The following is a 13,239-nucleotide window of genomic DNA, read 5'->3' as shown; positions in this document are numbered from 1 at the left end:
TGTCATACTTAGTCATAATAATGAAAACTAATTCGATAGCCTAAGAGATAAATTGGAATGTCACGTAAAGTACTAGTCGTAGATGACGAAGCTCCTATCAGGGAGATGTTAGTTTTTGTTTTAGAGCAAAATGGATTTCAAGCAATTGAAGCAGAAGATTACGACTCTGCTATTGCAGCCATGGTAGAGCCGTATCCAGATATGGTTTTACTTGATTGGATGCTACCTGGTGGTAGCGGTATTCAAATTGCTAAAAAGTTTAAGCAAAACGAACATACCCGCCAAATCCCAATTATTATGCTTACAGCCCGTGGCGAAGAAGAAGATAAAGTACGTGGCCTTGAAGTAGGTGCAGATGATTACGTTACCAAGCCGTTTTCGCCGAAAGAATTAATGGCGCGTATTAAAGCGGTTATCCGTCGTGTGTCACCAACCTCGCTAGAGGAAGCTATAGAAGTGCATGGCTTACGTTTAGACCCTATTTCGCATCGAGTTACCTCACAAGGGAATGAACTTGATATGGGGCCAACTGAGTTTAGATTACTGCACTTTTTTATGACTCACCCAGAGCGTGTTTATAGCCGTGAACAACTACTTGATCATGTATGGGGCACTAATGTTTATGTAGAAGATCGAACGGTTGATGTGCATATTCGTCGCCTGCGTAAAGCAATTGGCCCGTTAGGGCATGATCGCTTGGTGCAAACTGTACGTGGCGCGGGTTATCGTTTTTCGAGTAAACTATAATATATTGAAAAAAGAAACTTATTTGTAACGTACGTGTGTATTACTACTCTAAGGTAAAGTGAGTGTATGTATCGAGTTGTTAATAAGCAGGCGTTAGTAAAGCGTCTGTTTATCTATTTTTTACCCTTACTGTTAATTGGTGTGCTAGTTGGCGCACCATTTTTGCTTTTATTTTTAGGATCTTTTTCCCTCCTTATTTGGCATTACCATCAACTATACCGTTTGAGTGATTGGCTTTTAAATCAGCGCAGTTTTAATCCGCCTGAAGGTGAAGGTGCGTGGGAGCAAGTATTTGAAGGCATTTACCACCTGCAACATCGCAACCGTAAAAAACGTAATGAACTTGCCGATTTAATTCGTCGTTTTCGCGATGGAGCAGAAGCCGTACCCGATGCCGTTATCGTGTTACAAAATGATTTAAGTATTGTCTGGTGCAACCAATTAGCGCTTAAAGTACTTGGTCTGCAGTGGCCAACCGATCATGGTCAACGGCTTGATAATTTAATTCGTGAGCCTAAGTTTGCTAAATACATGCACAAAGGTGAGTTTGACGATGCTCTCGAACTTGATAACGGACATGCTGTAGAACAAATACTTGAGTTTAGGGTTATGCCGTACGCAAGCACACAGCTTATGGTTGTGGTGCGTGATGTAACGCGGTTGAAGCAGCTAGAACAAATGCGTAAAGACTTTGTTGCCAATGTATCACATGAGCTACGTACACCGCTTACAGTCGTTACAGGCTATCTTGAGATGATGGATAGCGACATGATGCCGCCACCGGCTATGTGGGGTAAAGCGCAAAAAACCATGCTTGAGCAATGTAAACGCATGGACAGTTTAGTGAGTCAGTTATTATCGCTTTCGCGTATTGAGGGCGCACGCCGTCAAGATAACGACAAAGCGATTAATGTCCCTCTGCTACTTAGTTATATTAAAACCGAAGCGCAATCAATCAATCAGGATAAAGGACACGAACTGATTTTTGATATAGATGACAGTTTAGATATTAAAGGTTCTGAGGATGAGCTGCGTAGTGCGTTTTCTAATTTAGTATTTAATGCAATTCATTACACAAAGCCTGGCGGTAAAGTAAACGTGTGCTGGAAACGTAAAAATGATCTGGCGTGTTTTACAGTAACCGATAATGGTGATGGCATTGCACCTGAGCATATTAACCGTTTAACTGAACGTTTTTATCGAGTAGATAAAGCACGCAGTAGAACAACGGGAGGGTCAGGCTTAGGCCTTGCAATTACAAAACACGTACTAACCCGCCACGATAGCCAGTTAAATATTACTAGCGAATTAGCTAAAGGATCGTGTTTTTCTTTTTGTTTTTCAATAGATAAGATAGTTCCATTAGCTAAAGAAATAGCTTGATAAGTAAAGTCATAAAAGTGTCACTTAAGAGTAATCTAACTGTCATGTACTCACTTTAGAGTGGGCAACAGTTAGAAAATGGAACGAACAAACCGGAGAATCCACCATGAGATTTAAAAACTTAGTTGCCGCAATGGGTGTGGCTGTTACAACTTTCGTATCTGCACAAGCAGTCGCACTAGACAAAGATATCCCTGAGTACCAAAAAATTAGTGGTGTTTCAGGTAACTTTTCATCGGTAGGCTCTGACACTTTAGCCAATATGATGACGTTTTGGGCTGAAGAATATAAACGTATTTACCCAAATGTAAATATTCAAATTCAAGCTGCAGGTTCATCTACTGCACCACCGGCACTGACCGAAGGTACTGCTAACCTCGGTCCTATGAGCCGTGCAATGAAATCAAAAGAAATCGAAGCGTTTGAAAAACGTTACGGTTACAAACCAACAGCAGTTCGCGTAGCTATTGATGCACTTGCTGTTTACGTACACAAAGATAATCCAATTGAAGGTCTTCGTATTGACCAAGTAGATGCTATTTTCTCATCTACTCGTAAGTGTGGTGCTTCTGAGCAAGTAAATCGTTGGAGTGAAGTTGGTTTAACAGGTAACTGGGCAGCACGCGATATTCAACTTTATGGACGTAACTCGGTATCAGGTACATACGGTTACTTTAAGAAAAAAGCATTGTGTAAAGGTGATTTCCGTAACAATGTAAATGAGCAACCAGGTTCTGCATCAGTAGTACAATCAATTTCATCGTCACTAAATGCAATTGGTTACTCTGGTATTGGCTATAAAACATCGGGCGTACGTACAGTGCCACTTGCTAAAAAAGGCGATAACTTTGTTGATGCAACACTAGATAACGTTGCTCAAGGTAAGTATCCACTGTCTCGCTTTTTATATGTTTACGTGAACAAACACCCAAATAAACCGCTATCACCTATGGAAGAACAATTCTTAAGAATGGTACTTTCAAAAGATGGTCAGCAAATTGTAGAAAAAGATGGGTATGTACCACTATCTGCAAAGTTAGTTAAAGTAGAACTTAAAAAGCTTGGTTTAAACTAATACCAATTGCATTAAATTAGTGAGCCATTATAGCGATAAGAAAATAGCGCAATAACAAGGCTAAAATTATGATACATAGTTGTTCTATGTATCATAATTTTTAACGTAGTGAGTGAGTTATTTAATACGCTAGAATGATCATGTTTTTAATAAAATTGGTATAATAAACCATAAGCAATAAAAAACCGCTCATTAAGCGGTTTTTTTGTGCCTAAAACTAAAAACTTTAGAGAATTAAATACTACCTAATTTTTCTGCCTGAGCTTTGCATTGGTTATAGCTTTCAACACATTTTCCTGAGCATACTTGCAGTTTTAAACCTTCGCCACTTGATTGCTGCTCGCAGGTGCTTTCGCACTGGTAGTTTTGTTGAGCACATTGATTAAGTTCTGGATTTTCTATCTTATTTTGGCAACCGGCTAAAAATACAAAAGTTAGGGCGACTGCGCTTGTTTTTATTAAAGTGTGCATGTTAATCCTTAAAAAGTGAGTCGCAATAATATTAAATTTCGACCTGTATGTTGTCGATCAATCTAACATTACCAAAATAGGCTGCGGCTAAAATAATAAACTTGGTATCTTTGAGTTTAGCAGTTTTTAATGTATCTCGTTGAGCTATCTCAAAATAATCTGGTTTTAAGCCAGCCTGTTCTAAGCTTTGTTTTGCTGCGTCTTCAAGCTGTGCAAAGTCTTTTTTGCCGTTTTTTAACTGCTCAGCGCAATGTTTTAATGTGTTAAATAAAACCGTTGCAGTTTGTTTTTGCTCATCTGATAAATAACCATTACGCGAACTCATGGCAAGGCCAGAAACTTCACGCATTGTAGGTACACCAATAATTTCTACCGGAATAGACAAGTCATGCGCCATCGTTTTAATTACTTGCAGTTGTTGAAAATCTTTTTCGCCAAAGCAGGCGTAATCAGGTTGAACTAAATTAAATAACTTAGTAACAACCGTTGCAACACCTCTAAAGTGGCCTGGGCGTGAGCCACCGCAATAACCTAATGAAATACCCGGCACATCTACAAAGCTTTGCGCACCCAATCCATTTGGGTAGATTGTGTTTACACTTGGGGTAAATACAATATCAGTGCCTAGCTCTGCAAGGCCATGTTTATCTTCGTTGAGCGTTCGAGGGTAGTTGTCTAAATCTTCATTCGCGCCAAACTGCATTGGATTTACAAAAATACTAACAACCACTTTATCGGCCAATGTTTTTGCTTTCTCTACTAGAGAATAATGCCCACGGTGCAAGTTACCCATAGTTGGCACAAGTGCCACGCTAAGACCAGCTTGGCGCCATGCCTTAATTTGACTACGTAACGATTTTATTTCAGTGATTGACTGCATTATTTAAACTCATGTTCAGCGCTAGGAAATGCGCCACTTTTAACGTCGGTACAATATTTTTGAACAGCTTGAGGCATATTGCCTGTTTCCAATAAAAAGTTTTTAGAAAATTTAGGAATATAGCCCGCTGAAATACCAACGAGATCATGCATTACCAATATTTGGCCATCAGTTAAGCTGCCTGCACCAATGCCAATAGTTGGGATGCTTAGTGCGTCTGTAATACGCTTTGCAAGGGCGCTTGGAATGCATTCAAGTACTAATAATTGTGCGCCTGCGGCTTCGAGTGCTTTTGCATCATCAATTATTTTTTGTGCTTGAGCTTCTTCACGACCTTGTATTTTAAAGCCACCAAATACATGAACAGACTGCGGTGTAAGGCCTAAATGGCCACACACAGGAATGCCTTGTTGCGTAAGCGTTTTAATACTCTCGTAAAGCCATTCTCCGCCTTCGAGCTTTATCATATTCGCGCCAGCACGCATTAGCTCAGCGGCATTTTTACACGTATCACTAACGCTTGAGTAGGTCATAAATGGCAAGTCTGCAATCACAAATAATTCACGACTACCCGCACGTACACAACGGGTGTGGTATGCAATATCTTGGTTGGTTACACCCAGGGTGTCATCGCCACCTTGCAGCACCATGCCTAGAGAGTCGCCTACTAAAATAACTTCAACGCCGTTATCATGAAATAACTTTGCAAAACTGGCGTCGTATGCCGTTAACGCAGTAATTTTGTTATTTTCTGCTTTCATTTTATTTAAAGTAGAAACAGTGATTTTAGACATAATATTCCTCGCAGGCATCAGCCTAAGTTAATTACAGAGGTAATTGCTGTAAGTCGTTGAGCGGTAAGTTATCTGCAATAGCTTGTAATGCAACACCGCTAGGTAAAATAAGTTCAGGTGCCAGCTCTAATAGTGGATACACTACAAACTCACGAACGTTTAAACCGTAATGTGGAACGGTTAAACGTTCGGTATTTATTACTCGATCGCCAAATAATAAGGTGTCTATATCAAGTGTGCGAGGGCCCCAACGCTCGGCTTTTCTAACACGGCCGTGCTCAAGTTCTATGCGTTGTGTTAAATCAAGGAGCTGTTCTGGTTCAAGGCTTGTTTTAATACACGCAACGGCATTTATGTAGTCGGGTTGATCTTGCGGGCCCATAGGTTTACTCGCATAGTAATGCGATACGCTCACAAACTCACAAAAAGACAATTGCTTGATTGCGGTTATCGCATTATCAAGTTGCTCTTTTGGTGAGTTTAAATTAGCACCTAAACCTAAATAAACACAGTGCATATTATTGCTCTGTTGGCTTTTTAGGTGCGCGGCGGCGAGGTCGTTTACGTGGTTTTGGACCCCCTTGATGACCTAGATTTTTAACCATGTCTTTTTGGCCATTTATATCTTGGCCCAGGTATTGTGTCCACCACTGTGCAAGCTCTGTATGCTGTGTTTCGCCTGCACTTACGCGTAATAATAAAAAGTCGTAAGCGGCTTTAAAGCGAGGTTGTTGCGTTAATCTGTAAGCACGTTGACCAGCTCGCTTATCTAAACGATGCTGAATGTGCCAAATATCGCGCGCACCAAGTGTAAAGCGCTTTGGTACTGCAATATGTTGCGCACTTTCGCTTAGTACTTTGTTCATTGCCTGTGCAAAAGCATCGTACTCAAGTACCTGCTCTCGTTCTTGAATTTGTTTAGTGTGTTTTAATAACGGGAACCAAAGTAATGCAGCAAAGATAAATGCAGGCGTTACTTTTTTATCAGCAATGATACGTTTGTCGGTATTTTGGAACATTTGCTGAACTAACATATGTTCAAGACCATTAGGGTTCTGGTCTAAAATTTGATCAAGTTCCGGAAATAACGCTTTGAACAAGCCATATTTACGTAGCATTAAAAAGTTTGCTTCAGCTTTGCCGTTTAAAAACAGTTTTAGTACTTCTTCAAACAAACGCGCTGGCGGAATATTATCAAGTAAACTTGCTAATTCAGCGATAGGCTTTTCACTTTTTGGCGCGATACTCATGTCAAGTTTGGTCGCAAAGCGAACCGCACGTAACATGCGTACAGGGTCTTCACGGTAACGTGTTTCAGGATCGCCAATCAGTTCAATTTGTTTTGCTTTAATTGCAGCTAAACCGTTAGCGTAATCGTGAATACTAAAATCGTTAATAGAGTAATAAAGGGCATTGATGGAAAAATCACGACGCTCGGCGTCTTCTTCAATACTGCCAAATACGTTATCACGTAGTAATTGACCTTGATCGCTTGACTGGCTTATTTGGTTTTTATCTTCTGGCGCTTCGTGGTGTCCACGCATTGTCGCCACTTCAATAATTTCACGGCCAAATACAATATGTGCTAAACGAAAACGGCGGCCTATTAAGCGACAATTTCTAAATAGTTTTTTTACTTGATCTGGGGTGGCATTGGTAACAACATCAAAATCTTTTGGCTGCTGGCCTAACAATATATCGCGAATACAACCACCAACTAAGTAGGCATCGTAACCACCGTCTTTTAAACGATAAAGTACTTTGATTGCATTTGGGCTAAATTGTTTGCGAGAAATACCATGCTCACCACGAGTGATCACTAAAGGTTCGCTGCTTACAGAGGCGTTTTCGGCACTGGTATTTGGGCCGATTATTTGTCTGCAAAATTGAAAAAGCTTGGAAATAATAATCTGTCTCCTAGAAGGTGTTGATTGGCTCGCCATCGCAATCAAAATTACAGCAAGTAGTTGGTGTTATAACGCATCACTTGCTGTTTAACGTAAATAGCATATATTTAGGCGGCTATCATATACCAGCAGGGTTTAAAAATTAAGTTGATGTGTTGAAATTAAGCTGTTTTTAGCAATTTTTATTTACTTAATAGAGTAAATTGGATGACTTGGCTAGTTGGATGTTGAGAAATTTGTATTTCAGGCACGCGTGGAACCTGTTTTAAGTTAAATGTATCGACTCCCCAAGCCATGAGTTGCTCAATAGATAAATCCATTAAATTGGCATGAGTGGGCAGCCCTAAAAACTCAAATGCACTTATTAAAGCTGGTTTTGGGTTGCTTTTACTGATAGCAGGGGCGAAGTTTTGTTTAGATAGTTTAAATCCAGGCTCTGCCACAGCTAATGGTAAATGGGCAAATTCAGGTATCGCTGCATTTAGCTGTTTAAACAAACTAATTTGCCGTGCTGTTGGCTCAATTAAATCGGCGCCTCTAACAATACGATTAATACCTTGCTCAATATCATCAACAACCACAACAAGTTGATATGCAAATAAGCCATCGCTACGTTTAATTAAATAATCCTCATGGGCGAGGGCGGTATTAACGGTTATATCGCCTTGAATTAAATCATTAAATTGAGTCGTTGCATGACACTGGGTTAAACGTGATGCGCTCGAATCAATAGTGTTATTGAGCGATTTGCAATGACCTTGGTAAATTCCCCCAAGTGCTTTTATTTGTTTGCGGGTACAGTTGCAGCCGTAAACAAGTTGCTGCTTTAGGAGAGAGTCAATAATTTCTTGATAGAGAGTAAGGCGCTGCGTTTGATACACAACGGGTTCATCCCAGTACAGGGCATAGGCTTGTAAAGTATTAAGGATGTCGGTATCCGCGTTTTTTATAACGCGGGTGGTGTCTATATCTTCGATACGGACCAACCACTTACCTTTGTTTGCTTTAGCATCAAGGTAACTACCCACAGCCGCTACAAGTGAGCCAAAATGTAATGGCCCAGAAGGAGACGGTGCAAAACGACCGCGATATTTACGCATAGGCGCAGTAACGGCTGTAGGAGACATAACTAATTAATAGAGGTTAATTAGCTGCGTCCAGATTGCTTTTCTTTGATTTCAGCAAGCGTTTTACAGTCTACGCATAAATCGGCAGTTGGGCGCGCTTCTAAGCGGCGAATGCCAATTTCAATACCACAAGACTCACAAAAGCCAAAATCATCTTCTTTAATCAAATTAATTGTTTTTTCAATTTTTTTGATTAATTTACGTTCGCGGTCACGCGTTCTAAGTTCTAAAGAGAACTCTTCTTCTTGCGCTGCGCGGTCAACTGGGTCAGGAAAGTTGGCTGCTTCATCTTGCATGTGCGACTTAGTGCGATCAACTTCATTGCGAAGATCGTTACGCCAAGTTTCTAAAATCGTTCTAAAATGAGCACGTTGTGCATCATTCATGTACTCTTCACCTGGTTTTTCTTGGTATGGTTCTAAACCGGCTTGAGCCAATAAACCATGTTTCTTTTGGTCTGGCATAATTCTCTCCTAAATCCTTAATTTAATGCCTCAGCATTAGCCGGCGGTATAAATAACAGAATCTTATACCCTAGGCAAATTTATTTTTAATTAATCGAATTAGCTTCAACCATGTTTACTGATCAAAAAGTGTATTAATCGTTTATTTACACTTTTATTCATTCATGTATTCGCTTTTTAAAACTTGCCTAGTTATGTGGGCAAAAACTTTAAAAACAAGTTAATTATTATAATTACTATGTTTAATCTTATCGATTATTCTACAAATGCGATTTTTTTATGAAGTAAAACATCATGAGCTGAAATTGCTGCTTTGTATGCTAGTACTTCAACACCAGCCGTTATTGCTTGGCTTAATAGCTTGGCATACTTTTCATCAATATGTGCGGCCGCACTTACTGTATTTATTCCTTCATGCAAAACGGCAAACAGTAATACGGCGCGATGACCTTGTTCGACCACCTCTATGAGCTCACGTAGGTGTTTTTGTCCGCGCAGTGTTTGTGCATCGGGAAAATAACCTTGCCCGCTGTTTGGGTTGTTTTGGCTCAGCAAGGTGACAGACTTCACTTCTACATAGCAGTTAGGTTTATTGTTGCTTGTAAGCAAAAAGTCGATACGGCTGTTTTCATTGCCATATTTTACTTCACTTTGTAATTGTTCGTAGTCGGTGAGCTCACTTATCACGTTATTGTTTATTGCTTCTTCGACTACTTTATTAGCCATTGCTGTGTTTACACAAATAAGTTGCGTTAAATTATTTTGCGTAAGCTCTAATGAATGTGGGTATTTTCGTTTAGCGTTGTCGCTTGTTGAATAAAAAGCCGTAAAACCTGGATCTGCACATCCGGTCATTTTACCTGTATTAGCGCAATGGGCGGTAAATTCTGAGCCGTCACTTAGTTGTAAATCAGCTAAAAAACGTTTGTAGCGCTTTAACAAGGTGGCAGGTTGCAGAGTTGGCGTGTACTTCATAATAATACCAATTTTATTAAAAACATGATCATTCTAGCGTATTAAATAACTCACTAACTACGTTAAAAATTATTTATATAGAGCAACTATATATCATAATTTTAGCCTTGTTATTGAACTATTTTCTTATCGCTATTATAGATCACTAATTTAATGCAATTGGTATAACTTCCAAAGTGTAAATACTGCACAGCAGTGTGGTTTATGTTATTTATCTCAAGCTGTTGGGAACTTAAGCGCTCTATAGTAAACTCGGTGGCACATTTAAGTGCAAAGGTATTCTAACATGAGTGAAAAATTTGTTGTTCAACTAAGCGAGCAGTCTGCACCAAGCCAATGGGGCGATAATGCATCGTTATCTTTTAACGAGCGCGGTGCAACGGTGCATTTGTCTGAACAAGAAACATTAAAAAATGTTCAAAAAGCAGGTCGTACTATTGCAAGCCAAGGCGTTAAAAACGTGGAATTAGCAGGCGATACTTGGTGTACAGAGAGCCAATGGGCTTTTTATCAAGGTTTTGTAACACCAAAATCATTAAACGGTGTTGAGTTTGTTGATAACACACAATCAGATATTAAAGAACTTGCTCATTTAAAAACGTCAGCAATTTGGGCGCGTGAAATGGTTAACGGCACTGCCGATGACATTTATCCAGAAAGCCTTGCAGAAAAAGCGGCTGAGTTTATTCAATCATTAGCGCCTGAACATGTAAGTTACCAAATTATTAAAGGCGATGCCTTACTAGAGCAACAATGGATTGGTATTCATGCTGTTGGCCGTGGCAGTGTACGCCCACCAGTATTGCTTGAGCTTGATTACAACCCAACAGGCGACGAAAATGCACCAGTAAGTGCAGCACTTGTTGGTAAAGGTATTACGTTTGACTCAGGTGGTTACTCAATTAAATCAAGCGAAGGTATGCTTGGTATGAAATGCGACATGGGCGGCGCAGCAACAGTAACTGCAGGTTTAGCATTGGCTATTAACCGTGGTATAGAAAAGCGTATTAAACTGTTTTTATGTTGTGCTGAGAACTTAATTTCAGGTAATGCATACAAATTAGGTGACATTCTTACTTATAAAAATGGCACGACTGTTGAAATTGTAAACACTGATGCAGAAGGGCGTTTAGTACTTGCTGATGGTCTAATGGCTGCTGGTGAGACTGGCGCTCCACTTATTATTGATGCAGCAACACTGACTGGTGCAGCGCTGGTTGCTGTTGGTCAAGAGTACAATGCATTATTTGCACTTGATAAAGAACTTGCACGCGAAGTTGAAGGTTTTGCATCTCAAGAAATGGAAGCGGCTTGGCCACTACCTCTTGAAAAGTGGCATCAACAAAACTGTCCATCTCCTTATGCTGACACGGCGAATAGCCGTGCACAAAAAGGTGGCGGTTACGGCGGCGCTTCAAATGCGGCAGGCTTTTTGTCACGCTTTGTGCCAAACGACGGCAAAGGCTGGGTACATATAGATTTAGCCGCTGCATTTAACATGGGCAGCACAAGTCAATGGGCAGCAGGGGCAACAACTCAAGGTATGCGTACGGTTGCGCGAACTTTACTAGAAAAAGCATAGTATTTATTAAATTATGCATTTTATACCTCAAATAGGCACTAACAGGTGCCTATTTTTTTGTGTGTGGAGCAAGCAATTTTATTTCATTTGCGGTAAAATCCGTCGCCAACACCTGTTTGAGTTTAATTTTTGCTTAACTCTAAGCTGCGCTCAAGCGTTATATCCACCACTGGGGTTTCTAATTATGTCAGATAAGTGCTACATCACAGCTCAACAGCTGCTTGAAGATTCGTTCCGCGTAGCGGCACAAGTATACCAAGATGGCTTTCGTCCTGATTTTATTATTGGTATTTGGCGAGGTGGTGCACCAATCGGTATTGCTGTTCAAGAATATTACGATTACAAAGGTATTGAGACTGACCATATTGCGGTACGTACATCGTCTTATTACGGTATTGGTAAGCAATCAAAAGAAATTAAAGTACACGGCTTACATTATATTGTAGAAAACGCGAATGCTGGCGATTCACTTTTAATTGTTGATGATGTATTTGATTCAGGTCGAAGTATTGTTGCATTAAAAGAAAAGCTTTCAGAACTTATGCGCTTGAACTTACCACGCGACATTCGTATTGCGTGCCCATACTACAAGCCAAAAAATTCAAAAGTAGACACTGTTCCAGATTATTATATTCATGAGTCTGAAGAGTGGTTAGTGTTTCCGCATGAGTTATCGGGTTTAACACCGGATGAAATTATTGAAGGTAAATCTGATCTTGCGAAAATTCATGACATTTTGCTAGAAAAGTAATTAGCAATTTGTATAAATAAAAAAAGGCCGTCAAGGCCTTTTTTTATGCATGAAATTTAGTTTATACCAACCTGCATAAATCTTTGGACAATTTAACGAATTAAATTGCACTATAACGTCGTTAAAAATTTTATATTTAGAACAACTAGATACAAAAATTTTTGCCTAATTCTAGCGTAATTTTCTTGACGTTAAATAGACCCCATATATAAGCAGATTGGTATTAAAGTTGAGCAAAACTGTCTACGTATTTACTGAGCCTAGGTATATCGACTGCTTGTAGTCCATCGGTACTTCTTAGCACGAGATCTTTTTCTACCAGTTCTGTTACAACGCGCCTGTAAGCTCGCTCCGTGGTGGCAAAGCGCTCAGCTTCAGCGTTTACAGTAGGGTAGGCTCTAAGTAGCGTAGGGTTATTGTTCTCGGCTCTTAATAAACAATCTTTTGCTATGTTGTAGCTCAGTGGTAGCAATAGCTTATCTAAATTGATTTTTTGATTCTCTTGAAATTTAGCCGCTATAGTTTGTGCTGTGTATAAGCTTAGTTCTGGTTTTTCAAGTAATAAAGCACGCCAATGCCTTAACTCAATAAGGTTATAAGTTACATCACTAAAACAGGTCACCGTATAAATACACGGATTATTGTTCAGCGCTTCTATTTCACCAATAAGTGTATTGTTACAATCCAATTGTCCTAATAGTAGGCGTCGTCCATTACCTACGTCGTAACTAAACGACACAGTGCCACTGCGTACAAGCACAAGCTTGCTTAAAGGCTGATCTTGGTGGATCAGGACTTCTTTTTTTGATTGTTGATAGCTACTACCTGCAAAGGTTAATAGCTGTTCAACAAGATAACTAGAAAAATGGTATTGAAACATCAATGCGCTCTTCGGACAAATGTCCTATTTATTACACCTTAATGACGTTAGCATTACGGCTCTAAGAATTTATGCTAACTTGCTACTATTATTAGTTTTGCTAATAATATTATTTACCTTCATTTCCCGTGTAATGATTTAGGAAGTTGTTGGCAGTTGCCGACAGTTTTTTTAAGGTTTTTTGAGCAAGTTGGCTTTTTTAT

14 protein-coding genes are annotated in these 13,239 nt (G+C 39.7%); 5 read left to right on the top strand and 9 right to left on the bottom strand.

Translation table 11 applies throughout. The annotated features are described in order from the left end of the window. The first annotated feature begins 57 nt into the window (after window positions 1-57). From phoB to ACJJVZ_RS16485, 3 genes are all read left to right on the top strand, one after another. Window positions 58-747 (top strand): phosphate regulon transcriptional regulator PhoB, encoded by a 690-nt coding sequence (gene phoB / locus ACJJVZ_RS16495; RefSeq protein WP_182701778.1) that lies wholly within the window; start codon window positions 58-60, stop codon window positions 745-747. Window positions 748-813: 66 nt separating this feature from the next. Next, window positions 814-2,130 (top strand): phosphate regulon sensor histidine kinase PhoR, encoded by a 1,317-nt coding sequence (gene phoR, locus ACJJVZ_RS16490; RefSeq protein ID WP_405601999.1) that lies wholly within the window; start codon window positions 814-816, stop codon window positions 2,128-2,130. A gap of 106 nt (window positions 2,131-2,236) precedes the next feature. Continuing rightward, complete coding sequence (locus tag ACJJVZ_RS16485) at window positions 2,237-3,205, top strand: PstS family phosphate ABC transporter substrate-binding protein (protein WP_138584298.1); 969 nt, start codon at window positions 2,237-2,239, stop codon at window positions 3,203-3,205. A 234-nt stretch (window positions 3,206-3,439) separates the two neighbouring features. On the opposite strand, the gene ACJJVZ_RS16480 is transcribed toward ACJJVZ_RS16485, so the two are convergent. The 8 genes from ACJJVZ_RS16480 to sfsA form a co-directional block, all read right to left on the bottom strand. After that, entirely contained in the window at window positions 3,440-3,676 is a 237-nt protein-coding gene (locus ACJJVZ_RS16480; protein ID WP_405601994.1) for a hypothetical protein, read from the bottom strand. A gap of 31 nt (window positions 3,677-3,707) precedes the next feature. After that, the gene (gene panC, locus ACJJVZ_RS16475) at window positions 3,708-4,556 is read right to left on the bottom strand and encodes a pantoate--beta-alanine ligase (RefSeq protein ID WP_405601991.1); all 849 of its coding nucleotides are present in this window, start codon (window positions 4,554-4,556) and stop codon (window positions 3,708-3,710) included. Further along, window positions 4,556-5,350, bottom strand: a complete 795-nt coding sequence (gene panB / locus ACJJVZ_RS16470) for a 3-methyl-2-oxobutanoate hydroxymethyltransferase (RefSeq protein WP_405601988.1) — start codon at window positions 5,348-5,350, stop codon at window positions 4,556-4,558. The genes panC and panB overlap by 1 nt, the downstream gene beginning before the upstream one ends. Before the next feature lie 31 nt (window positions 5,351-5,381). Beyond that, window positions 5,382-5,867, bottom strand: coding sequence for a 2-amino-4-hydroxy-6-hydroxymethyldihydropteridine diphosphokinase (folK, locus tag ACJJVZ_RS16465; protein WP_077535824.1), 486 nt, complete (start codon window positions 5,865-5,867; stop codon window positions 5,382-5,384). A 1-nt stretch (window position 5,868) separates the two neighbouring features. Then, window positions 5,869-7,293, bottom strand: a complete 1,425-nt coding sequence (gene pcnB / locus ACJJVZ_RS16460; RefSeq protein ID WP_182701779.1) for a polynucleotide adenylyltransferase PcnB — start codon at window positions 7,291-7,293, stop codon at window positions 5,869-5,871. 146 nt (window positions 7,294-7,439) lie between these two features. Beyond that, a complete protein-coding gene (gluQRS, locus tag ACJJVZ_RS16455; RefSeq protein WP_405601985.1) occupies window positions 7,440-8,384 on the bottom strand; it encodes a tRNA glutamyl-Q(34) synthetase GluQRS in 945 nt (314 codons plus the stop codon). 20 nt (window positions 8,385-8,404) lie between these two features. Further along, complete coding sequence (gene dksA, locus ACJJVZ_RS16450) at window positions 8,405-8,848, bottom strand: RNA polymerase-binding protein DksA (RefSeq protein ID WP_077535821.1); 444 nt, start codon at window positions 8,846-8,848, stop codon at window positions 8,405-8,407. A 255-nt stretch (window positions 8,849-9,103) separates the two neighbouring features. Further along, window positions 9,104-9,823, bottom strand: a complete 720-nt coding sequence (gene sfsA, locus ACJJVZ_RS16445; RefSeq protein ID WP_138584018.1) for a DNA/RNA nuclease SfsA — start codon at window positions 9,821-9,823, stop codon at window positions 9,104-9,106. A 286-nt stretch (window positions 9,824-10,109) separates the two neighbouring features. On the opposite strand from sfsA, the gene pepB reads away from it, so the two are divergent. Together pepB and ACJJVZ_RS16435 are read left to right on the top strand one after the other, a co-directional pair. Further along, on the top strand, window positions 10,110-11,405 hold the full coding sequence (gene pepB, locus ACJJVZ_RS16440) for an aminopeptidase PepB (RefSeq protein WP_405601982.1): 1,296 nt from the start codon (window positions 10,110-10,112) through the stop codon (window positions 11,403-11,405). A 184-nt stretch (window positions 11,406-11,589) separates the two neighbouring features. After that, window positions 11,590-12,156: a phosphoribosyltransferase gene (locus ACJJVZ_RS16435; RefSeq protein ID WP_077535818.1), complete on the top strand. Its 567-nt coding sequence runs from the start codon at window positions 11,590-11,592 to the stop codon at window positions 12,154-12,156. Between the two features lie 223 nt (window positions 12,157-12,379). Here the strand turns inward: ACJJVZ_RS16435 and ACJJVZ_RS16430 are convergent, their stop codons facing one another. Then, window positions 12,380-13,036 (bottom strand): Crp/Fnr family transcriptional regulator, encoded by a 657-nt coding sequence (locus ACJJVZ_RS16430; RefSeq protein WP_077535817.1) that lies wholly within the window; start codon window positions 13,034-13,036, stop codon window positions 12,380-12,382. Window positions 13,037-13,239 lie beyond the last annotated feature (203 nt).

The organism is Pseudoalteromonas sp. Ld19, assembly GCF_045064135.1.
In the GTDB taxonomy this organism is placed as follows: Bacteria; Pseudomonadota; Gammaproteobacteria; order Enterobacterales; family Alteromonadaceae; genus Pseudoalteromonas; species Pseudoalteromonas aliena.
The sequence above is the reverse complement of the archived record's forward strand: the minus strand, read 5'-3'. Positions and strand labels throughout refer to the sequence as shown.